The sequence below is a fragment of the Microbulbifer sp. ABF4_148 genome, assembly GCF_056158985.1.
In genome coordinates this window covers 1,014,658-1,037,695 of the sequence record NZ_JBSWUI010000001.1, presented here as the reverse complement: position 1 = coordinate 1,037,695, position 23,038 = coordinate 1,014,658, and the positions used below count along the sequence as shown (strand labels likewise).

The 23,038-nt window shown below is 59.2% G+C and carries 19 protein-coding genes; 10 read left to right on the top strand and 9 right to left on the bottom strand.

Annotated elements, in window-relative coordinates:
- Nucleotides 1-2: 2 nt before the first annotated feature.
- Nucleotides 3-1,238, bottom strand: coding sequence for an efflux RND transporter periplasmic adaptor subunit (locus ACXAD0_RS04545; protein WP_475087168.1), 1,236 nt, complete (start codon nucleotides 1,236-1,238; stop codon nucleotides 3-5).
- A 226-nt stretch (nucleotides 1,239-1,464) separates the two neighbouring features.
- Between ACXAD0_RS04545 and ACXAD0_RS04540 the strand changes: the two genes are divergently transcribed.
- Nucleotides 1,465-3,816, top strand: a complete 2,352-nt coding sequence (locus ACXAD0_RS04540; RefSeq protein ID WP_475087167.1) for a Tex family protein — start codon at nucleotides 1,465-1,467, stop codon at nucleotides 3,814-3,816.
- An 84-nt stretch (nucleotides 3,817-3,900) separates the two neighbouring features.
- Here the strand turns inward: ACXAD0_RS04540 and ACXAD0_RS04535 are convergent, their stop codons facing one another.
- The 6 genes from ACXAD0_RS04535 to ACXAD0_RS04510 form a co-directional block, all read right to left on the bottom strand.
- A complete protein-coding gene (locus ACXAD0_RS04535) occupies nucleotides 3,901-5,022 on the bottom strand; it encodes an NADH:flavin oxidoreductase (protein ID WP_475087166.1) in 1,122 nt (373 codons plus the stop codon).
- Nucleotides 5,023-5,213: 191 nt separating this feature from the next.
- Complete coding sequence (locus tag ACXAD0_RS04530) at nucleotides 5,214-5,618, bottom strand: hypothetical protein (RefSeq protein WP_475087165.1); 405 nt, start codon at nucleotides 5,616-5,618, stop codon at nucleotides 5,214-5,216.
- A 34-nt stretch (nucleotides 5,619-5,652) separates the two neighbouring features.
- Nucleotides 5,653-7,365 (bottom strand): phytoene desaturase family protein, encoded by a 1,713-nt coding sequence (locus tag ACXAD0_RS04525; RefSeq protein ID WP_475087164.1) that lies wholly within the window; start codon nucleotides 7,363-7,365, stop codon nucleotides 5,653-5,655.
- A 124-nt stretch (nucleotides 7,366-7,489) separates the two neighbouring features.
- Nucleotides 7,490-7,792: a superinfection immunity protein gene (locus tag ACXAD0_RS04520; RefSeq protein ID WP_475087163.1), complete on the bottom strand. Its 303-nt coding sequence runs from the start codon at nucleotides 7,790-7,792 to the stop codon at nucleotides 7,490-7,492.
- A 313-nt stretch (nucleotides 7,793-8,105) separates the two neighbouring features.
- On the bottom strand, nucleotides 8,106-8,693 hold the full coding sequence (locus ACXAD0_RS04515; protein ID WP_475087162.1) for a hypothetical protein: 588 nt from the start codon (nucleotides 8,691-8,693) through the stop codon (nucleotides 8,106-8,108).
- Nucleotides 8,677-9,189 carry an RNA polymerase sigma factor gene (locus ACXAD0_RS04510; protein ID WP_475087161.1) on the bottom strand — a complete coding sequence of 171 codons (513 nt, stop codon included), beginning with the start codon at nucleotides 9,187-9,189 and terminating at the stop codon, nucleotides 8,677-8,679. The genes ACXAD0_RS04515 and ACXAD0_RS04510 overlap by 17 nt, the downstream gene beginning before the upstream one ends.
- 245 nt (nucleotides 9,190-9,434) lie before the next feature.
- Between ACXAD0_RS04510 and ACXAD0_RS04505 the strand changes: the two genes are divergently transcribed.
- From ACXAD0_RS04505 to ACXAD0_RS04490, 4 genes are all read left to right on the top strand, one after another.
- Nucleotides 9,435-10,292 (top strand): hypothetical protein, encoded by an 858-nt coding sequence (locus ACXAD0_RS04505; RefSeq protein ID WP_475087160.1) that lies wholly within the window; start codon nucleotides 9,435-9,437, stop codon nucleotides 10,290-10,292.
- Between the two features lie 47 nt (nucleotides 10,293-10,339).
- Complete coding sequence (locus ACXAD0_RS04500; protein WP_475087159.1) at nucleotides 10,340-11,449, top strand: hypothetical protein; 1,110 nt, start codon at nucleotides 10,340-10,342, stop codon at nucleotides 11,447-11,449.
- Between the two features lie 153 nt (nucleotides 11,450-11,602).
- Nucleotides 11,603-14,134, top strand: a complete 2,532-nt coding sequence (locus ACXAD0_RS04495; protein WP_475087158.1) for a TonB-dependent receptor — start codon at nucleotides 11,603-11,605, stop codon at nucleotides 14,132-14,134.
- 65 nt (nucleotides 14,135-14,199) lie between these two features.
- Nucleotides 14,200-15,339, top strand: coding sequence for a tyrosine-protein phosphatase (locus tag ACXAD0_RS04490; RefSeq protein WP_475087157.1), 1,140 nt, complete (start codon nucleotides 14,200-14,202; stop codon nucleotides 15,337-15,339).
- A 40-nt stretch (nucleotides 15,340-15,379) separates the two neighbouring features.
- On the opposite strand, the gene hutG is transcribed toward ACXAD0_RS04490, so the two are convergent.
- Both hutG and hutI read right to left on the bottom strand, forming a co-directional pair.
- The gene (gene hutG, locus ACXAD0_RS04485; protein ID WP_475087156.1) at nucleotides 15,380-16,333 is read right to left on the bottom strand and encodes a formimidoylglutamase; all 954 of its coding nucleotides are present in this window, start codon (nucleotides 16,331-16,333) and stop codon (nucleotides 15,380-15,382) included.
- Nucleotides 16,317-17,546 (bottom strand): imidazolonepropionase, encoded by a 1,230-nt coding sequence (gene hutI / locus ACXAD0_RS04480; RefSeq protein ID WP_475087155.1) that lies wholly within the window; start codon nucleotides 17,544-17,546, stop codon nucleotides 16,317-16,319. The genes hutG and hutI overlap by 17 nt, the downstream gene beginning before the upstream one ends.
- Nucleotides 17,547-17,775: 229 nt before the next feature.
- Here hutI and hutC point away from each other — a divergent pair, with 229 nt between their 5' ends.
- The 5 genes from hutC (at nucleotide 17,776) to ACXAD0_RS04455 (ending at nucleotide 22,974) form a co-directional block, all read left to right on the top strand.
- The gene (gene hutC / locus ACXAD0_RS04475; RefSeq protein ID WP_475087154.1) at nucleotides 17,776-18,501 is read left to right on the top strand and encodes a histidine utilization repressor; all 726 of its coding nucleotides are present in this window, start codon (nucleotides 17,776-17,778) and stop codon (nucleotides 18,499-18,501) included.
- 101 nt (nucleotides 18,502-18,602) lie between these two features.
- Nucleotides 18,603-20,276, top strand: coding sequence for a urocanate hydratase (gene hutU, locus ACXAD0_RS04470; protein WP_475087153.1), 1,674 nt, complete (start codon nucleotides 18,603-18,605; stop codon nucleotides 20,274-20,276).
- A gap of 72 nt (nucleotides 20,277-20,348) precedes the next feature.
- On the top strand, nucleotides 20,349-21,908 hold the full coding sequence (gene hutH, locus ACXAD0_RS04465; RefSeq protein WP_475087152.1) for a histidine ammonia-lyase: 1,560 nt from the start codon (nucleotides 20,349-20,351) through the stop codon (nucleotides 21,906-21,908).
- 132 nt (nucleotides 21,909-22,040) lie between these two features.
- Nucleotides 22,041-22,373 (top strand): hypothetical protein, encoded by a 333-nt coding sequence (locus ACXAD0_RS04460; protein WP_475087151.1) that lies wholly within the window; start codon nucleotides 22,041-22,043, stop codon nucleotides 22,371-22,373.
- A gap of 136 nt (nucleotides 22,374-22,509) precedes the next feature.
- Nucleotides 22,510-22,974 carry a hypothetical protein gene (locus ACXAD0_RS04455; protein ID WP_475087150.1) on the top strand — a complete coding sequence of 155 codons (465 nt, stop codon included), beginning with the start codon at nucleotides 22,510-22,512 and terminating at the stop codon, nucleotides 22,972-22,974.
- Nucleotides 22,975-23,038: the final 64 nt, after the last annotated feature.

Here is a 23,038-nt window from a genome sequence, read left to right as displayed (position 1 = left end):
AATTACTGTGCTCCCTGAGCCGCGCTGCCGACACTGGCCGCTGCGGGCTGTCCGTTACCAGACTCGCCGTCACCCAGCATCAGGCCAGCCGGCTTTTCATTGAGTGGGTTGGCAGAGATCGACATACCCTCGCGGGAATATCCGAGGCTGGAGACAATCACGCGCTCACCTGGCGCAACATCGCCAACCAGCCACACTTCGGTGTCCACTGCCTGCAGCAGCTCCACTTCTTTGAAGCGCAGCTTGTTCTCCGCATCCAGAACCATCAGGTGGGACCCCTCATGCAGCGCCTGGCGCGGCAGACGGATCACGTTATCGAGCGTCTTGCCGGCAATCTGGGCTTCCACGAACAGGCCATTGACCAGAGGGGCGTCGCCGCCGTAGGGGTCGCTGATCTGCGCCACCGCGTAAACAAAACGACTGTTGGGATCGATATTGGCCTCGGTACGGACCAGCTTGCCGAGCCACTCGCGCTGCTGGCTGGCGATCTGGGCAGTCAAACGCACCGCGGGGCCATTCTCGATGGACTGGCCCAACGGCAGGTCGAGCAACGCCAGCTGACGGTCAGTCAGCGGCAAACGCACTTCGGCGATACCGGTGCTGTGAATCTTGGCAAGGCGGGTACCCGGTGTAATGTACTGGCCGAGGTCCACGTAAGTCTCTACCACACGGCCGGCGAACGGCGCCCGGACCCGGGTGCGCTCCAGATCCAGCTTCGCCTGGTCGCGGTCGGCTCGCGCGGCGGAGACGGCAGCTTCAGCAGCGGCCAGCTGCGGCTTGCGCAGAAACAGCGCATTGGCCTCCTCACTGCCCAGGTTGCGCCACTCGCGCTTGGCCTGCTTGGCGCGACCCTTCTCCTGGGCCAGGGTGGATCTGGCGTTTGCCAGCTGGGATTCGGATCGGGCCAGCTGGAACTGGTAGTCGGCGGACTCAATCTGCAACAGCGACTGCTCCGCAGAGAAGAAACCACCGGCCACGAAGGCATTGTCGACCTTTTCAATGGAACCGCCGACTCGGGCGATCACATCGATCTCATGGCGCGCCCTGACGCTCCCCTGGCTGGGCACCAGCAGGGTTTCCCGTGAGGGGGTCACATACAGCACATCGGCGGTGGGCGGCAGGGCCGCCTTTGCCTCTTTCTCCTTCGGCTTTGGCGCCATGCTCAGCACGCCGGCGATGGTGGTCGCCCCGACGAGAAAAACTATACACAGCAGCTTGTTCTTACTTGAGATTTTCACTGACTATCCCATTGTTCAAAAAATATCTGGTTGCGCATTTTACGCGAGTTCGATCCTAAAAGATCAGATTGATCGGACAGGCCATCGCAGAGAACTGCGTCTCGCCGCAAACCTTCCGCACTGGCCCCCGGTCGCGCATAATGCGCATCCGGATTTTTGCTGGCGGCTGGCACTCTGATTCAGCCGTCCCTCGAAGTACACCCCGCTGAACGGATGTAAAAATAAGATGTTGGATATCAACGCCAGAATCGCCGAAGAACTCAATGTACGGGCCCAACAGGTCATTGCCGCCGTCAACCTGCTGGACGAAGGTGCCACCGTGCCGTTTATCGCCCGTTACCGGAAAGAAGTGACCGGCGAGCTGGATGACAGTCAGCTTCGTACCCTGGAAGAACGCCTCCGTTACCTGCGCGAGCTGGAAGACCGCCGCGCGGCCATCCTCAAAAGCATCGACGAGCAGGGCAAGCTCACACCGGAACTTTCCGGTCAGATCAATTCAGCCGACACCAAAAACCGGCTCGAAGATCTTTACCTGCCCTACAAACCCAAGCGCCGCACCAAGGGCCAGATCGCCATCGAGGCGGGCCTGGAGCCACTCGCGGACGCCCTGTTGGCGGACCCAACCCTCAACCCGGAGGAAGAGGGCGCCAAGTATACCAATACCGATCAAAAAATAGACACCCCTAAAGACGCCTTGGATGGAGCAAAGTTCATCCTGATGGAGCGTTTCGCCGAAGATGCCGAGCTTTTGGGTAAATTACGCGACTTTCTCAAGCGTGACGGCCAGGTCAAAGCCAAATTAATGGACGGCAAAGAGGAAGAGGGCGCCAAGTTCCGCGACTATTTCGAATACGCGGAAGACTGGTCCAAGGTCCCCTCCCATCGCGCGCTGGCGATTTTCCGCGGCCGCAACGAGGGTATCCTGAGCCTCAATATCGGCCTGGAAGACGACGATGAACGTCCGGCCACCGCTGGTCACCCCTGTGAAACCATGGTGGCCCGCCAGTTCGATATCGAAAACCATGGCCGCCCGGCGGACAAATGGCTGGGCGAGGTGGTGCGCTGGACCTGGCGTATCAAGCTGCTGACCTCCCTCGAAACCGACCTGATGGGCGAACTGCGCGAGAAAGCCGAAGAAGAAGCTATCAAGGTCTTCTCCCGCAACCTGAAAGACCTGCTGCTGGCCGCGCCGGCCGGCCAGAAAGCCACCATCGGCCTGGATCCGGGCCTGCGTACCGGGGTGAAAGTGGCCGTCGTGGACGCCACCGGCAAGGTGCTGGACCACACTGCCATCTACCCCAACCCGCCGCAAAACCGCCTGCAGGAATCCGCCGCCGTCATCGCGGCACTGTGCACCAAGTACGACGTGGGCCTGATTGCCATCGGTAACGGCACCGCCAGCCGTGAAACCGACAAGTTCGTTGGGGAAACCATCAAGCAGTACAAACTGACCGCGCAGAAAGTCATGGTGAACGAGGCCGGTGCCTCAGTGTACTCCGCGTCCGAATTTGCCGCGCGCGAGTTCCCCGACCTGGACGTGACCATCCGCGGCGCCATCTCCATCGCGCGCCGCCTGCAGGACCCGCTGGCGGAGCTGGTAAAAATCGAACCCAAATCCATCGGTGTCGGCCAGTACCAGCACGATGTTTCCCAGACCCAGCTGGCGCGCTCCCTCGACGCCGTCGTGGAAGACTGTGTAAACGGCGTGGGCGCCGAACTGAATTCCGCCTCTGCCCCGCTGCTCGCCCGCGTCTCCGGCCTGACCGCCTCGATCGCCGCTAACATCGTGACCTATCGCGACCAGAACGGCGCATTTAAGAATCGCGATGCCCTGAAGGAAGTCCCGCGTCTTGGGCCCAAGGCCTTTGAGCAGGCCGCCGGCTTCCTGCGCATCAACAAGGGCGAAAACCCGCTGGACCGCTCCGGGGTACACCCGGAAGCCTACGTGGTGGTCCGCCGCATTGCGGAGAAAAACGGGCGCGAGATCAACAGCCTGATTGGCGACTCCGCGTTCCTGCGCCGCCTGAACCCGGCGGACTACACCGATGAGCAGTTCGGTGTACCGACCGTCACCGATATCATTGCCGAGCTGGAAAAGCCGGGCCGCGACCCGCGTCCGGAGTTCAAGACTGCCAAGTTTGAGGAAGGTGTTGAACAGATCAAGGACCTGCGCCCATCCATGGTGCTCGAAGGCACGGTCACCAACGTCACCAACTTCGGGGCTTTTGTCGATATCGGCGTTCACCAGGATGGACTGGTGCACATCTCCGCGCTATCCGACAAGTTCGTCAAGGACCCACACGAAGTGGTGAAAGCCGGCGATATCGTCAAGGTGAAGGTGATGGAAGTCGACGTGGCGCGCAAGCGTATCGGCCTGTCCATGCGCCTCACTGACGAGCCCGGTGAGCAGGGCAGTGGTGGCGTCAAGAAAGGCGATCATCGCGAGAGCCGTCAGGCACAACGCCACAACCGCCAGAACCAGAACAGCCGTGGCCGCCAGCAAGGTGGTCAGGGTGGTGGGCGCGGCAGCATGGGCGACCTGCTGGCAGCAGCGATGAACAAGGGCAACAAGAAATAATTCGCCGGCCATCGGCACACGCCAATCATGCAATAAAAAAGGGCAATCCGTGGATTGCCCTTTTTTGTGCCTGTCGTACTGGAGTTACACCAGCTGCGCCAGCGCCTTTTTCTCGAAGGGCACCAGACTATCGGCGTCGGCGTTTACCACCTTGTGTACCCAGTCCGGGTTCGCAATCAGCGCTCGCCCAACCGCCACCAGGTCAAACTCCTCGCGCTCGAGTCGCTCCAGCAGGTTCTCGATAGAGGCAGGCGCGGCGTGTTCGCTCATATCGCGGGCGTCCTCATCAATAAAGTCTGCATCCAGACCGACACTGCCCACCGTAATGGTCGGCTTGCCCGTCAGCTTTTTGGTCCAGCCGGCCAGGTTCAGGTCGGATCCCTCAAATTCCGGCTCCCAGAAACGCCTTGTGGAACAGTGAAAAATATCCACACCGGCTTCCGCCATCGGCTGCAGGAACGCCTGCAACTCCTCCGGGGTGTTTGCCAGGCGCGCGGTATATTCCTGCTGCTTCCACTGGCTGAATCGCAGGATGATCGGGAAACCTTCGCCCACACGCGCGCGAACCGCGCGAATAATGTCCAGCGCAAAGCGGCTGCGGTTTTCCATGCTGCCACCATACTCGTCGGTGCGCTGGTTAGTGCCTTCCCAGAAAAACTGATCGATCAGGTAGCCGTGTGCACCATGAATCTCCACGCCATCAAAACCGATACGTTTTGCGTCCTCGGCCGCCTGGGCAAACGCTTCAACGGTTGCCGCGATCTCTTCTTTGCTCATCGCCACACCCAGTTCGGAACCGGGACGCACCAGGCCGGAGGGACTCATCGCCGGCACCGTGGCATCCGGGGCCAGCGCCCCCTCGCCTTTGGCCAGGCCGCGAATCGCACCCACATGCCACAGCTGCGGCACGATTTTGCCACCCGCGGCATGCACAGCGTCGACCACGTTCTTCCAGCCTGCCAGCGCTTCTTCACCATAGAAAAACGGCACATTGGCGTAGCCACCGGCTGCGGGACGCCCGACATAGGTTCCCTCGGTAATGATCAGGCCGACGCCCCCTTCCGCGCGGCGACGGTAGTAATCCACCACCTGCGGACCCGGGACATTACCCGGCGAATACTGGCGCGTCATCGGCGCCATGGCCACGCGCGTGGGCAGGGTCAGAGGTCCGAGAACGGTCGGCTGAATCAGGTCGGAAAGCGGCATAATCACTCCGGTTTCTGGTTGGCGCGCGCGTAAGATCGCGCGAGCTGGAAATCTGCAAAGCGGGGCATTTTACCAAAGCCCCCCGATTGGAGTTGGCCAAAGCGCGAACCCCGAGTCTCTAGGAAATTATCCCACGCGGCCAGACAGCAGGCTGACCGCGGGACATACGTACTGAATGGGATGGCGGACCACTACAAGCTTTTCAATCGATTGAAACGCAGACCGAAGAAACCACCCACCACCAGGGCGAGCGCAACATAACCCAGCTTGAACCACTGCTTCTGAGTCAGGCTGTCGAGGTCCAGTGGATTGATGTCAGTGGCTAGGAACAGCAGAGGCAGGGACAACAGTACTGCCAGCAACACCTTGCCGGAAAAACTCTGCCGGGTGCGGTTAACAAATCCCATCCCCACGTAGGCACCGAACAGCGCGCAGACAAACATGGCGACATCCAGCAGGTCCGACATGCGACGCATGTTCCGCAAATCGGACAAAACATGCTCCTGGATAAGCTCCACCGCGACCAGCATCAGCAGCGTGTAAAGACCCACCGCGGTAGCGGCACCCAGTGCGGTTTTCTTGGCGTCCTGAATCATCGTATTGCCCCCTGTCTACTCATGTTGCCGCCTACTAGGATGTCGCGGTATCCAGGCTTTCTGCACGCTGCCTGCTTGACCGCTTGCCCGAAAAAATATCGCGCAGTAAAGGCAGGCCACGCCGCAGGCCCAGTATGCTCTGTGCGGTGATGACGCCGCCAAACATGGCACCGCCCACGCCACAGCTCACAATATCCTGGCCCGTCAGATACAACCCCTTGATACGGGTCTTGGGCCGCAGCCAGCTCTGATCCCAGCGAGAGGGATCATGCTGCAGTCCGTAAATTTCGCCACGATCGTACGCACAAAAATATTTGGTCGACAGCGGCGTGGACAATTCGTAATAGTCGATCTTGTCGCGCAGGTGTGGGAAGTGTGCAAACAGTTTTTCTAGTAATCGCTGGCTGAACTGTTCTTTCAGCGCGTCATAGTCTTCACCGCGCTTACCCCAGGTTTCATTTTCCCACTGCTTGAACCACTCGTAACGTGCCGGCGCCACAATCTCGATGGTGGCACGCCCGGGATAGCGGCGCAGAAAATCGGGGTCCTTGGCAGAGGGGAATGAAATATACGCGAGCGGGAAATCCGCTTCCATATCCTCGAGGAAGGCCTGCACATCCCGATCGTAATCGGCACTGCTGTACAACCAGTAATTGGTCTTGGGTAGACCGAGCTCTTCCGCCGTATGCTGCAAACCAATGTAGAGACACAAGTGTGACATCGACGGCTCAACATTCTGCAGGTCGCGGTGATAACCTGCACGCTCGGCCGCACTCTGGGGCAGCAACCGTTCAAAGGTATTGAACACACCGGCGCCGGAAATCACGATCGGCGCCGTGATCTCGGTGCCGTCTTTCATACGCACGCCGCAGGCGCGGTTATTTTCCAGCAGAATGGTTTCCACTTCCGCATAAGTGAACACTTCGCCACCGGCGGACTGGATTTGCGGAATGATGGTTTCGGCAAAGCGGCTGGAACCACCGACGGGATAGTAGCCCCCGTGCAGGTAGTGTCGAGCAATCATCGCGTGAATGATAAAACTGCTCTCGGAGGGCGTCATGCCATTGTCGCCCCACTGTCCAGTCAACACGGCAATCAGTTCTTCGTTGTCTGTCAGCTCGAGCAGGACTTCACGGGTGGTTTTGAATACATAGCTGGGCAGGCGCAGGCGGCGCAACGCTTTCATCAACGGGCCGCACCAGCGCGGCAATACCTTCTCGGTGACCAGCATCGGCATAAACCGTGCGGCCTGGGCCAGACGTTGCAAATATTCTCGCAGCGCGGCCTCTTCACCGGGGAACCGCTTGAGCAGTTCCTGCACGAAGGCTTCGCGACCGGCGACCAGGTCGCAGTGTTGGTCACCATGGAATATCCGGTCATACACCGGATCCATCGGCGCCCATTCCAGGGTGCCCGCAGACAGGAAGTCGTACAGGTGACGGCTCATGGTGGGATGTTCACCCACATCGCCAATGTAGTGCACCCCCACATCCCACTCATAGCCATTGCGATCATAGGCGTGGGTCATGCCGCCCGCGGTGTAATGCTGCTCCAGTACCAGAACCTTCTTACCGGTATCGCTGAGTAATACACCGGTGGTCAGTCCGCCGATGCCGGAACCGATGATGATGGCATCATACGGGCCATCGAGACGGCTCGGGCGATAGCGCCGCCCGATTCGCAGGCGGCTCGGGCTCGGGGAGGATTTCTTCGTCGCGGGAGTCGGGCGGTCCGCAGGGGATTCCACAGTGATACACCTCGTGAATTATTGTTATTCGTCCCCCACCTTAGTCATTGCGCTCACGAACTGCAATGTACCCTTTGTATCAGCGGAGTTGTCTAAACCGCTCCGACCTGCCCAGCTGCACCCGTTACGCTCTGGTGGTGCCCTCGGACTCGGACTGGGGAGCCGCCGCGCCCTTATCCTGACCCTTCCATACGCGACCGGTCACCGCCCACCCGAGCAACGCAAACCAGGCAATCCAGGAGGCAATCGCCGGGACACACGCAAGGAAAATTTTTCCGGCATGCTGGCGATTGAAGATAAGTGCCAGCAAGGCCGGCAGGAACCAGATGACAAGGAAAAGCAACGCAAATACTGCCCCCCTGACAACACCCATCGTCTGAAATGCATTTAGCAGGTTCACCCACAATTGTTCGAGATCAGTCAACATAAAAATTTCCTTTTTGAAATACCGTCAGGCGCTCAGGAAAACAGAGAGAATCTGCTCACCAGGCTGCGCCGACTGAGCGACTTTAATCGGCGCGCAATGCGGATTGGGCAAATCGCAAACTGCCTCCCCACAGCCCACAATCAGCACAGCGAGTGAAACAAGCACTACCGGATAAATAACGAAAAATTTCGGTTCAGTTATTCGATTCCACACAGGTTCGTCTCCCGAGCACCTTTAACGTTTGATTTTTTGCCGCGGAATATTCAATTTTCCGTCAGCGCTCATCTGTGTAGTACCGGGGCGAAAAAAATCCTTACAGGTTTTTTTCCATTTCTTTTTGCAAGGCGTGCATTTTTTTTGTTTGGCGCGTGACATCCAACAGGACAGCCATACTCCAGATCGCCAAAATTCCAGTGGCACCCAGAATCATCCACAGGGTGCGCGCACCGAGAATATCGAAATGCGGTTCCAGCCAGCCGAGGCGCCCACCCAGATCCCACAGAACGAAGAACACGATCTCCACCGCAAATAAGATCCAGGTAAACCTGACCGTGCGCGCCCGCCCCCGCAGGCGACCTTCTGTCACCGCAAGGTAGCCGCGCACCGACTCTTCTGCCGGCTGCCAGAGTCCCTCGCGATTGCGCCACGAGAACATCAGCGCCCAGATCAGCAGCATCACGACAAAACCGAGCAACAGATACCCATCGACCGAGCGCAAACTGAACGAGAACCATCCCGCAAAAACCAGCAACCCCAGGGCCACCAGCCATTCCAGCGCCCAACCCACGCGCAGCAGCATCGCCTGGCGCCGGACTTTGGTCACCAGGGCTGTGGGTATGGGTGTCTCTGACTGCGCCTGCCACAGGCTCTCCAACTGATTCCAGTCATCCGGTTTCTGCATGATCTCCTCCCAATCGGGCGCTGAGCTTTTCCCGGCTGCGATTCAAACGCACCGCAACATTGGATTCGCTGATTCCCAGCACTTCTGCAATTTCTTCGTAACTTAACCCTTCGAGGCGCAGACTGACTGCCTGGCGCATTCCCAGGGGAAGCGCCTGCACGGCGCGCTGAAGGGCTTCCGCGCGACGCGAGGTCGCCAGGCGGTCGGCCGGCCCCGGCGCGCTGTCCACAATTTCCTCCAATGCGGCATCGTCATCCGCGCCCGGCCTGCGCCGCGTCAACTCGGTCACACTGCGGTTATGGGCAATTCGATACGCAAACGTCTTCAGGCTGGCCTCACCGCGAAAGCCGGGGAGTGCGCGCCAGATCGCCAGCCAGATATCCTGCAGCAGATCGTCGCGCTCAGCTTCATTGCGCACATAAGTGCCCGCGACCCGGGCAATGCCCTGGCCGAACTCGTCGACAAGTTGCTGAAATTGCTGGTCTCGCTGGCGCACCACGATGCCCTAACCCCCCTTTAATACCTAACAGTATCTGATTCAGCGAAAACCTTACAAAAAAGTTTCTGTATGCCTGCTGCCGCCCAGATCCGGCAGATACCGATGCTAAGTAGACACAACAATTATTCCTGTATCAGCCTCGTGCGCTGAGATATGACTATGCGGTGACATGTTAAAAAACCGTCACAAAGGGACGCTAGTATGGGGAGATATCTCGCCTAGAGAACCGCCGGATACACCCCGTGACCACACCAGAGCTCTTCACTAAGCGCAGGGCATTGATAGCCGTATTGATTAGCGCATTCATAGCGGTGGAGCTACTTCTGTTTCTCCCTGAAGTAGAGGTGCCGGGTGTACACCATTACAACGCCTATCGCTGTAGCTACAGCGCCACAACATCCAATAACAACGGCCTGACTTTTAGGGTATTCACCGTGACATCTGGCAATGTCAAAACCCTCGGTGATGCCCTGTGTTCATCCAGCGCGCTGGGTAAGCTGTACAACTACGTAGAGGTCAGTTGGAATGCGCGGGATTACCTCACCGCACCGATGCTGCTCGGCGAACACTACGACCTGATTTGGAGCCGACGCAGCCAACTAGAGGGCCTAGTTCCTGAGCTCGCAACCTATTACGAAGCAATTTGGGAGCCACCGAGTTACCCTGTGTACTGGGTTTCGGTCACAGAAAAACCTGTCGCTACCAAGGCCTACTTCACCGGAAAACGTATTGGCCTAATGCATGACGAACGCAGTCATAGCCACTATCTGGTGCCACACCATGCACTGAAGGTGCTGGGCCTGACTCCGGAGCCGCAGCAAATCCAGCAGTTCTCCAGTGTCGCGGAACTGTATAACGCTCTCGAAAATGGGACCGTTGACCTGATCAGCGATGGACCGTGGATCTCACGGACGTATGACGGCGGCCCCGTCCACAGGTTATTGATCGACGCAAACGTCGGATCCGGCTCCTGGTTCCTGCGCCGACAAAATCTATCCGGGCCCGCGCGCTGTGACATCGGTCGGGCACTAGCGACCTACTCTCGCGTTTTCAAGCAATTGGATCTTGACTGGCAGGAGCCTCAGTTATGCGACTCCTGAGGGGACTTGGGTGGGTAACCACTATTCTGCTCGGAACCGGATATACTGTGCTGTGGCTGATCCATTGGCAAGTTGCCGCGCAGATAGGGGAAATCGGCACACTTGAGCTGGCACCGCGCGTGGAACATGCTCACCGCTATGTAATTGAGAGCGACGGCACCAGTGAGCTTGTGCGCCAGAGCATGAACGAAAGCCTGCAAAGCCTCAGAGTATATAGCCACCTGCTCGAGCTTGGTCGCTGCGCGCTGTGGGTACCAAGATTGACAGAAAGCAACAAAAATACGGCGGTGCATTCTGTCAGCATCCCCTGGTCGGCCGGAGAAAAAATCCACGAATTCACCCTGAACTACAACTACACCTTTGACACGCCACACTATTGGATGATTCAGGCTGGCATTGTGCTGGTCTTTCTTTTTTTATGGGAGCAGCTACCAAAACCAGTACCGGATGCCCAGCGTAAGTGGCTTGCCGAGCTAGAAGCGGCTGGCGTGCCCCAAAAGCAAGCGCAATTATTTGTCTCGCAAGCCCCCCTATTTAATCAGAGGCAGGCTGAAGTCGTACGCGGGCTACTGGTCGCCGGCTACGATCTCGAGAAAATATCGCAATGGATCGATGAGTTTGGCACCGATATTCATCGCAAGGATTCCTTCGAACTAAACTGGCTCCTGCACTCATTGCAACTGACCAACAATTTTGCACAGAGTATGCAAGTGGCGGCATCCCCAGCAGTGATGCAACTATCTGCTACCAGTCAAGAGGTCACCGTACACGGGTTACCGATACCTCTGGCCAAGACTCCCTTTTTCTATCTCTATTGGTATGCCAAGCGCCGGGCACTCGCCTCTCCAGGGGAAGATGCGGACAGTAGCTGGATGGTCAACCCTTCTTCACACAGGCCGGAACTGAAGGTCGCCGAAGAGCTGGTGACTCTAATGGAGGAGTTTGGCGGCCATCGCAAGGCCATCAATGACCTGAAAGAAAACGGCCTGCGTGCAAAAATCCTTGATCAAAACCGGAATAAAATAAAGGAAGAGTTCCGACGCACATTGGGTGAGGCGCTGTCTGCCGACTTTTTATTCGAAGTGCAACGCGATAGTGCTAGCGGCAGGTCCCGCTACCGTTTGCGGTGCCCCGCGACACAGATTGTCCTGAGCTGACCAGCTTTTGGATGAGTTTTCCCATTTAGAGATATCTCATTCCTCTCCTGAGAGGTTTTTTTAACCTTTTCGTCACACCTGCAGCAAAAAATATCCCCCTGATTTTCATCGCGGCCAGTTGCTGGGCCGCGCAGCTTACCAAGGGGAACCATCGTGAAGCTCTCAAATTCTGCCAATCTATCTGCTCTGATTTCGATCAGTCTGGCCTCTTGTGCCAGTCCTGTGGTCATTGCTCAGGCCACACAGGAAAATTCGGAACTGGTCGAAGAAGTCGTCGTGCTGGGCAAGCCCATCCGAGATAGCCAGAAAGCGGCAATTGATGCCAAGCGCGACTCTGACAATTATGTCGATGTGATTTCTGCGGATACAATCGGCCGCTTTCCTGACCAGAACCTGGCAGATGCATTGGGTCGCGTCCCCGGGCTCGCCATCGAGCGCGATCAGGGGCAGGCACGCTACATTAACTTTCGCGGAGCGCCATTCCGTTATACCGCCATTGCGGTCGACGGCATCGACCTCCCCGGTGCCGAGAACGGGCGTATCCCGCGCTTCGACAGCTTCCCGGCAGTGATCACCAGCCGGGTTTCCGCCAACAAGGCGATTTTGCCGAATATGCCGGGTGAATCTGTCGCTGGCTTTATTGATATTGAAACGGCCAGCCCTTTCGATCGTGAGGGGTGGACTCTGTCCGCCGATATTGGTACCGGCACCCAACAGTTGGGAGACGGCGATATCCAGAAGTACTCAATGAAAACCTCCTGGTCCAACGAACAGTTCGGTTTCTCGCTGTTTACTTCCCATAACAGCCGTGCACAAATCACCGACAACCGCGAATACGATCTGGCAATTGACGAGGCCAGCGGTGAGCTACTGGTATACGAACTGGATTTCCGCAGCTACCGCATTGAGCGCGAAGACAATGCCTACGGCGGCCAGCTGGAATATCGTTTTGCCGAGGATACCGGGCGGGTATTTGTCTCAACCCTTTACAGCGAGTTTATCGACAGTGAGGAGCGCAACCAGTACTTGTTCGAGATTGGGGCTGGTGCCAGCGCAATCAACAGCCAGGTGGCGCCGGGGAGCAACGGCTATCAACCTCTGGCACTGGTCAGCCGTTTACTCGAAGACGGTGAATACAGCAACTCTACCGCCGCACATACTCTGGGACTGGACCTTGAACTGGGTAGCTGGTCGCTATCGTCGCGCCTGAACCTCAGTAACACCGAAAACAGCATCTTCCTGCCGATCCCCTACTCCGCCGGAGGCATGGCAGCGGTCAGCTATGACATGCGCGATTTGGAAGACCCGCAGCTGCAAGTGTTCGCGCCGTTCACTCAGGATGCCATGCCCCTGTCTGCCATTGAATATGCAGCGGACCTCGGCCTCGCCCTTCAGCAATCCCTCGACAATGACACCGTCAAATTCAAGCTGGATGCAGAAACAGAACTTGCCCTGTTTGACCTGGATGGTGAACTTGGGTTGGGCATACAACTGGATCGACGCGAGGCGAGTGGCGTAGGTTCCGCACTCAGTTTTGGAGCCTTCCCGGCAGACACCGTGGACATCACCAGTTTCGATACTGGCCGCACATGGGATACCGGCTTGAATAATTCCATCGGCGGTACTTACTACGACAATGCGGGCCTGTTCCAGGCGTGGAGTAATGCGGTCGGCGACGTTACCGCACCGGTAACACCTGACCAGATCATCGAAATTGACGAAGACATTGCCGCCGCCTATGCCATGCATACCACCGAGTTTACCTGGGGTAATCTGGTTGTTGGTGCACGTGTGGAAGCCACCGACTATGCCAGCGCCGGCATCGAAGGTAGTGTGAGCGACGACTTTATCAATGTGCTGCCAAGCGCCCATGCCAATATCGACCTCAGTGATGATCTCAAACTACGCCTGTCGGCCAGTTCCGGCATCAGCCGCCCGACCTACACGGAGTGGCGTGCGTCCGCTCGGGTCGACCCGACCAACCGCACTGTAGAGGGTGGCAACCCCTACCTGGAAGCCGAAGAAGCCTGGGGCGGCGACGCTTCGCTGGAATGGTACTTTGCTGATGCCAGTCTGTTTTCTGTTGGTGCCTTCTTCCGCAACGTTGAGAACGTCATCTATGCGGACAGCACCACCATTGACGGTGGTGACTACCTCGCCAGCGCTGCTGGTGAGAGCTGGATCTATACCGGCTTTGTCAATGGCAACAACGGGAACCTGCAAGGACTGGAACTGAATTTGGTTGGCCAGGCCGACAGCTTCCTGCCAGATGCCTTCAGCGGATTCGGTTTTAGCGGCAACATTACGGTACTCGATAGTGAATTTGATACGTTAAGTGGTACCAGCTTCAGCCTGCCGGGCACCTCCGACCTGATTTACAACGCCTCGGTATTTTACGAGACCAGCGACCTGTCGATCCGCCTGAACCATATGTATCGCGACGACTGGCTGTCGACTACCGAGAACGACGCCATGGCAGAGTACTGGGCCGGGCAGAGCCGTTACGACCTTTCCGCCAGTTACACCCTGCCACTCGAAGTCAACGGTGCACAACTGTCGATCTACGCCCAGGCCAACAACCTCACCGACGAAGTCGATGTACGTTATGAAGGTGACGCCCGCACGCCCAACCAGGTCGAGGGCTATGGCCGTCGCTATCTGGTGGGTTTCCGTATTAATTACTAACTGACATCGGGCGGCCCGGGCACTGATTGCCCGGGACCGCTACCATTCCCGCAAGGAGATTTACTGTGAAATTTTCAACCCTCGGCAGAACTGTTTCACTTCTTGCCGCCGGACTGATCCTGCCTCTTGCCAGCGGCTGTAGTCCTGAACAGGAGCAAGCTGTTGCTGCTGCCAAACCGAAAGCGGTGCAAGCCGTATCTGTGAGCGACTTACAGGTAAGCTATAAAAACGGCGCCTACCAACTCAACTGGCAAACCAGTGAGCCCCAGACCCCGGTAAAAATCAGCGTTATTGCCGGCAATGGTGAGCCGCGCCTGTTGAGCGAAAGTATCGACACCACCGAACTGTCCTGGCCCGCCACAGCCACTCAGCGCCACCAGTTTGTGGTCGAGAGCGCACAGAGCCGCTCTTCTGCTGCCACCCGCCTGCTACCCCTCGACGGGGGACGCAATTTCCGCGATCTGGGCGGCTATGAGACAGAATCTGGCCAGCGCGTTAAATGGGGCAAATTATTCCGCTCCGGGGTACTCGCCAACCTAACCGAAGAGGACTACCAGTACCTGACCAGTGTTGGCATCAATACGGTAGTCGACTTTCGCTCTACCACTGAGCAGCACGATGAACCCACCAGCTGGCAGGCCGGCGATATCAACCAGCTGCAATGGGATTATGAATTGGATATGGATATCGAAGCCATTGCCGGTATCCTGATGAGCCCGGGCGCAACCCCCGAATCTGTAAAGCAGATTTTTCAGGTAGGGTACTTATCTCTACTGGAGCAGCAGAAACCTGCCTACACGGAAATGTTTGATCGGCTCGCAAACGATGATGGCCCCCTTCTGTTCCATTGCTCCGCAGGTAAGGACCGCACCGGCATGGCCGCAGCCCTGCTGCTGACTGCACTCGGTGTCGAGCGCGATATCGTCATGGCAGATTATATGGCCTCGCAGAAGTACCTTAACTTCGAAGAAATGATGCAGCCACCGGAAAACCTGACGCCGGAACGCCAACGTCAACTGGAATTCTTCCAGCAAGTACCAGAAGAGTTGATTCGACCGCTGATGGGCGTTGACGAGACTTTTCTGCAATCGGCCATCGACCAAATGGAACAACAATCAGGATCTGTGCTGGCCTACATCCAGCAAGAGCTGCAAGTAAGCGACGAAGAGTTGCAGAAACTGCGTGAGCTTTACCTGGAAGGCTAAGCGAAAGCGTTATTGCCCGGGAATATGCCCGGGCAATACTCTAAGCCATACGTCCATTGGCAATCTGGAACAGCACTCGCGCCGCTGTACGCGCGCCGTGGTCTTCCACATCGAAGTACGGATTGAATTCCGCCATATCCGCCAGGCAGACTTTGCCGGATTCGAGTACCGCATCGAGCAAGGGCTCGAACAGCTCCATCGGCACGCCGCGGCCTGCGGGGGCGCTTACTGCCGGCATCACTGCCGCGGGAAACACATCCAGGCAGACGGTGAGGTACACCATGTCCACACTGCCCGCAAAACCCGCGATCCGCTCACGCACCGCGTCGATATTCCAACTGGTGATCTCACGATCCCGAATCACCCGCACCCCGAGCTCCGCCGCCCGGTTATACAGCGCAGGGGTATTGGCGTTGTCCGCGGCACCAACGCACATATAGTGAAATGGCTTGCCGTTGATTTCACACTGCTCGGCGATCTGGAAAAACGGCGTACCCGAGGAACCTTTCGGCGCGGGCACGCGCAAGTCCAGATGGGCGTCAAAGTTGATAATGCCCAGCTTCTTGTCGCGGTGCTGCTCGCGCATCCAGCGGGCAATCCCCTGGTAACTGCCAAACGCGATTTCATGACCGCCGCCCAGTACCAGCGGAAAATGTCCGCCGTCGAGCAGTTCGTTCACCCGCGCACCCAACAATGCCTGCGCGGACTCCAGGTCTTCTTTCTCGACCCGCACATTGCCCGCATCGTACAGCGGCGCATCGAATGTTGCCGGCAGGTTAGCCATCGCCAGACGCAGGATGCGCGGCCCCTTGGCAGCACCAATCCGGCCCTTGTTGCGGCGCACCCCCTCGTCGGAAGCAAACCCCAATACCGCCAGCCCCGGCGCACTGTCCTGCTGCAGGGGCGAAATGCGCTGATGCCAGCGCTCTCCCGCGCGGCCGTCCTCACTATCGGTACGGCCACTCCACAGGCGCATATCAGCCAGCTGTAACATCTTTGCCTCCAAAGAAAACCGTCTGCGGCTTGAGACCACCGACTTCATAGGCGAGTTGGTCCGGCGTATCCATTGGCCACAGGACCATATCGGCGCGCAGACCTGCGCGCAGCACGCCGCGGCTACAACAGAGTCCCAGCGCGCGCGCAGCAGAACGGGTCACCCCGGCCAGCGCTTCCGCCGGTGTCATGCCGAACAGATTGCAGCCCATATTCATCATCAGCCGCAGCGAAGCGATGGGACAACTGCCGGGATTCAGGTCAGTGGAAAGCGCCATGCACACACCGGCATCGCGCAACGCCTGGATCGGCGGCACCCGGGTTTCGCGCAGCGTATAGAACGCGCCCGGCAACAACACGGCGACGGTACCGCTTTCGGCCATCGCCGCAACATCCGCATCGGTAATGTATTCCACATGATCCGCTGACAATGCGCCGGCGTGGGCGGCCATTTCGGTGGCGCCGGAGCGGGTCAGCTGCTCCGCGTGCACCTTGACCGGCAGATCCAGTGCCTGCGCCGCCTTGATCACCCGTTCACACTGCGCCACCGTAAAGCCGATAGATTCGCAGAACATATCCACTGCGTCGGCCAATTGTTCACGGGCAACGGCGGGCAAAATTTCCACGCACACCAGATCAATGTACTCATCCGCGCGCCCTTCAAATTCCGGTGGCAGCGCATGGGCAGCGAGACAAGTGGTATTCACGGTGACCGGATTGTGCTGGGCCAGCCGGCGCGCCACCCGCAACTGCTTCAGCTCCGTATCCAGGTCCAGTCCGTAACCGGATTTGATCTCGACCGTGGTCACCCCTTCGGCCAGCAAGGCCTGCAGGCGATGTTCTGCCGTGCGGTAGAGTTCCTCCGCCGTCGCCGCGCGGGTCGCGCGCACCGTCGACAAAATGCCCCCGCCGGCGCGGGCCACCTCCTCATAGCTCTCGCCACCCAGGCGACGGGCAAACTCGCTGGCGCGGTGCCCGCCGTAAACCAGGTGGGTGTGGCAGTCGATTAACCCGGGGGTCAGCCACTGGCCCTCACCATCCACTACCCGGTCGCCGACGCAATCCGGCAGCTCGCGACGCGGACCAATCCACACGATGCGATCCCCGGTCACTGCCACCGCGGCGTCTTCAACCGCGCCGTAGCCGCCGACGATAGACGGGTCCATCGTCGCGGCATTTACATTGGTGATCAGCAGGTCGCAGCGCTCTGTCATAACTTTTCCGGCGGTAAATTCCCTATAACGATAGTTCGATCTCGGCACCTTGGCGCCAATTGCCTCCAATAACCGCAACCGGTACCGGAGGGTCCGGCGCCATAGGCCTGCAGGGCACACCACGCCTTGACAGGCTACCGCGAGATCACCATAGTATTATCTTGTATATACAAGCATATACAAGTGAAAATTTCTCAGAGTTCTCTTAGAGAGTGTGATTGGCGCAGTCATGAGTAGCCCAGCCAACCCCGGCGCCCAGGAGCCCCGCTACCTGGCCATCAAACGGCACATTCGCCAGCAGATCGAGGCTGGCGACTGGCCGGTGCATTCGCGTGTGCCCTCCGAGAACCAGCTGGCCCAGCAATTCGGGGTCAGCCGTATGACCGCACGACGCGCGCTGAGCGAGCTCACCGATGAAAAAGTGCTGGTACGCTCCCAGGGGCTGGGGACGTTTGTCGCCGAACCGGTACCCGCCGGCTCGTTGCTGGAGGTACGCAATATCGCCGATGAGGTATCCGCCCGCGGCCACGCGTACAGCAACCAGATCCTGCAGCTGGACGCACTGACCGCGCCGGCCAATGTCGCGCTGGCGCTGGGGCTGCAGGACGGCAGCCAGGTGTACCACTCGGTCATCGTGCACTGTGACAACGATGTCCCGATCCAGTGGGAAGAGCGCTTCACCAATCCGGCGCTGGCGCCGGAATATCTGCAGCAGGATTTTTCCCAAGGCACCCCCAATGCCTACCTGACACGGGTGGCGCCATTGACCGAAGCGGACACTACCGTTGAGGCCATCAGCGCGGAGGCCGACGTTGCCGCAGCGCTGGATATCGCCCCCGGCAGCGCCTGCCTGCAGGTCTGGCGCCGCACGATGAGCCAGAGCGGCATAGTCAGCTTTGCGCGCCTGGTACACCCGGGCAGCCGCTACCGGCTGGGCGCTCAGCTGCGCTTTTAACCATGAAAAATTGATCGACGCCGGGCACAACCCGGCATCGTTTTGACAACAAGGCTGACCGGCGACCCCGGCCAGCCACCGTCCATTTTGACGAGGTGACCATGACCGATAAACGCCACGACCCGAGCCGCGTGATCCGCGCCCCACGCGGCACGACCCTGAATGCCAAGAGCTGGCTGACCGAAGCCCCGCTGCGCATGCTGATGAACAATCTGGATCCGGATGTGGCCGAGCGCCCGGAAGACCTGGTGGTCTACGGCGGTATCGGTCGCGCCGCGCGCGACTGGGAGTGCTACGACAAGATCGTCGAAGTGCTGAAGCGCCTCGAGGACGACGAGACCCTGCTGGTGCAGTCCGGCAAACCGGTCGGCGTCTTCAAGACCCACGCCGACGCACCCCGGGTACTGCTGGCCAACTCCAATCTGGTCCCGCACTGGGCGACCTGGGAACACTTTAACGAGCTGGATAAAAAGGGCCTGGCGATGTACGGCCAGATGACCGCCGGCTCGTGGATTTATATCGGCTCCCAGGGCATCGTGCAGGGTACCTACGAAACCTTTGCGGCGGTCGCGCGCAAACACTTTGGTGGTGACCCCAAAGGCAAATGGATCCTGACCGGCGGTCTCGGTGGCATGGGCGGCGCCCAGCCACTGGCGGCCACCATGGCCGGCTTCTGCATGATCGCCGTGGAGTGCGATGAGACCCGCATCGACTTCCGCCTGCGCACTGGCTACGTCGACAAGAAAGCCACCAGCCTCGACGAAGCCATGGACATCATCAACAGCGCGATGGAAAAAGGCGAAGCGGTATCCGTCGGCCTGCTCGGCAACGCCGCCGATGTATTCCCGGAACTCGTCGCGCGCAACATCACCCCGGACTGCGTCACTGACCAGACCTCCGCCCACGATCCGCTGAATGGCTACCTGCCCAAAGGCTGGACCATGGAACAGGCCGCCGAGATGCGCCAGCGCGATGAGGCACTGGTCGTCAAGGAAGCCAAAAAATCCATGGCCATCCAGGTGCAGGCCATGCTCGACCTGCAGTCCCGCGGTGCCGCCACCCTCGACTACGGCAACAACATTCGCCAAATGGCCTTTGAGGAAGGCGTCGAGAACGCGTTCGATTTTCCCGGATTTGTACCCGCCTACATTCGCCCACTGTTCTGCGAGGGCATCGGCCCGTTCCGCTGGGCGGCGCTGTCCGGCAACCCGGAAGATATCTACAAGACCGACGCCAAGGTAAAAGAGCTGATCCCGGATAACCCGCAGCTGCACAACTGGCTGGACATGGCGCGCGAGCGCATCCAGTTCCAGGGCCTGCCCGCACGTATCTGCTGGGTTGGCCTGAAGGACCGCGCGCGCCTGGCACTGGCGTTTAACGAAATGGTGGCGAATGGCGAACTGGAAGCACCGGTGGTGATCGGTCGCGACCATCTCGACTCCGGTTCTGTCGCCAGTCCCAACCGCGAAACGGAATCCATGATGGACGGTTCCGATGCGGTTTCCGACTGGCCACTGCTCAACGCGCTGCTGAATACCGCCGGTGGCGCCACCTGGGTTTCGCTGCACCACGGTGGCGGTGTGGGCATGGGCTTTAGCCAGCACTCCGGCGTGGTCATTGTGTGCGACGGCACCGAAGCCGCGCGCAAGCGGATCGAGCGCGTACTCTGGAATGACCCGGCAACCGGCGTCATGCGCCACGCCGATGCGGGTTACGACATCGCCAAGAACTGTGCCCGCGAGCAGGGCCTCGACCTGCCGATGCTGAAGGACTGATAGAAAACGCTGTTCGACGACTGCGAATAAGCCGCCCCCGTTTTCGCATAACTATTTTTGGTGAAGAGAACTATGTACCAACTGGAAATTACCCCCGGCCAGCTCAGCCTGGCGCAGCTGCGTCGCGTCGCACGCGAACCTGTACAGCTGTCGCTTGCACAGAGTGCTTACCCGGCCATCGAGGCCTCCGCCCGAACGGTGGCGCAGGTCATCAATGAGGGGCGTACCGTCTACGGCATCAACACCGGATTTGGCCTGCTGGCCAATACCCGTATTGAGCAACACGACCTCGAGAACCTGCAGCGCGCGATTGTCCTGAGCCACGCGGCCGGCACCGGTAACTTTATGGATGCGGCCACCGTGCGCCTGCTGATGGTGCTGAAAATCAACTCCCTCGCGCGCGGGTTTTCCGGCATACGTCCGCTGGTGGTCGAAGCCCTGATGAAACTGGTCAATGCCGGCGTGTTCCCGGCGATTCCCGAGAAAGGCTCCGTCGGCGCTTCCGGTGACCTGGCCCCGCTGGCGCATATGAGTGTGGTACTGCTCGGCGAAGGCGAGTGTTTTGTCGACGGCGAACGCAAGCCCGCAGCCGAAGGCCTGGCCAGGGCCGGGCTCGAGCCCATCGTGCTCGCGCCCAAAGAGGGCCTCGCTTTGCTGAACGGCACCCAGGCGTCTACGGCCTTTGCCCTGCTGGGTATGTTTGCCGCCGAGGATTTGTTTGCCGGTGGCGTGGTAACCGGCGCACTGACACTCGAGGCCGCCAAAGGCTCGCGCCGCCCGTTTGACGATCGCATTCACGACGTGCGCGGCCAGAAAGCCCAGCGCGACGTGGCCGCCACGTATCGCGACCTGCTCGGTGAGGGCAGTGAAATCGGGGCCTCCCACGAGCACTGCGAGAAAGTCCAGGATCCGTACTCCCTGCGCTGCCAACCACAGGTAATGGGCGCCTGCCTGCAGCAGATCCGCTTTGCGGCCGAAGTGCTGCTGGCGGAGGCCAACGGCGTGTCCGACAACCCGCTGGTCTTTACCGATCCGGAGCACCCCGGCAATTCCGACATTATTTCCGGCGGTAACTTCCATGCGGAGCCGGTCGCCATGGTCGCGGACAATATTGCCCTGGCACTGGCCGAGATCGGCTCGCTGTCGGAGCGCCGCATGGCGCTGTTGATCGATTCCAACCTGTCTGGGCTGCCGCCCTTCCTGGTGGACAACGGCGGGGTGAACTCGGGCTTTATGATCGCCCAGGTCACCTCCGCGGCCCTGGCCAGCGAGAACAAGTCCCTGGCCCATCCGGCCAGTGTCGACTCGCTGCCAACTTCCGCCAACCAGGAAGACCATGTGTCGATGGCGACCTTTGCCGGACGCCGCCTGCGGGACATGGCCGACAACACCTGCGGCATCCTCGCGGTGGAGCTGCTGGCCGCCTGCCAGGGGTTGGATTTCCGCGCGCCGCTGAAGTCCACCGGCAAGCTGGAGGAAGCCAAGGCCGCCCTGCGCGCCCGTGTGCCCTTCTACGATAAAGACCGCTACTTTGCCCCGGATATCGAGCATGCCAAGCAGGTGCTCGCCGAGGCGGGCTATCTCAACCTGGTCGCCAACAGCCTGCTACCCAGCACCAGCGAGCAAGCCTGATCCGCTCCCACACACCGGCACCGGCGCAACCCGCGCCGGTGACCGGAAATCCCCAGATAAAAATGAAAAGTGCGCCACAGCTGCTAGGCTCATTAAAGACGTTTTACCCGCCAAAGGCGCGGAGGTCTTACAATGAAGCCGCTCATCGCTTCGACTGCCGGCAGGCGAGCTGCTGGCATGGCCGTTATTGTTGTTTGCACGGCAGTGCTATCCGCCTGTAGCAACCAGACCAGCTACACGAGTTACAGTGGCAGCAGCTACAGCAGCACCCACCATCCCAGTAGCTACTACCGGTCCAGCGGGGTCTACTACCACTGCCACCGCGGTGGCCACTGCCACAACACCCGTCACCCCAATTACTACTGGCAGGGCGGTCTCTATCGGCCCTACCCGTCCCATCGCCATATGGCGCCGCAATACCATTATCGCGAGCCCTATCCGCATACCTCACCGCGGCCGCGATAAGCGGGACGCCTTCACCAATCGATTTCACGATCAAAATGGGGCACCGCTCGATGCCCCGCTTTGAAACCCACTGGCGAGCGGCACTGGAGGCCGCACGGAATGCCATCCCGGACGTTCTAAAACTGGAGATATTGTCATGAGCAGACTCCTGAGAACCGGGCTTATTGCAGTCACGGTTTGTGCAGCACTCACCCTGGGTGCCTGTGCAACCGACGGCTACTACTCGTCCGGTGGTTACTATTCAAGTTCACCCTACGTTTATCCATCCAGCTCGGTATACCTGCGGTATTCCTCGCCGCGCTATTATCGCTATGGTGGCTACTACCCGCGCTACCGTTACTACGGTTATGCGCCGCGCTATCGCTACTATCGCCATAATCGCTACTATGGCGGGCACCGTTATCATCGCGGTGGTCACCGTTATCACCGCGGCGGGCACCGTTACCACCGTGGCGGGCATCGCTACCATCGTGGCGGTGGGCACCGTTACCATCGCGGCGGCGGTCATCGCTACCGCGGCGGAGCACATCGCTCCCATCGTGCAGGAGGACATCGCGGAGGACGTCACCATGGTGGCGGTCATCGCGGACGGCGCCGTTAATCAGCAATCCTCATACTTTGGTCATACAGACCACGACTCCCGTCGCTGCTAGGATTTTGCAAAA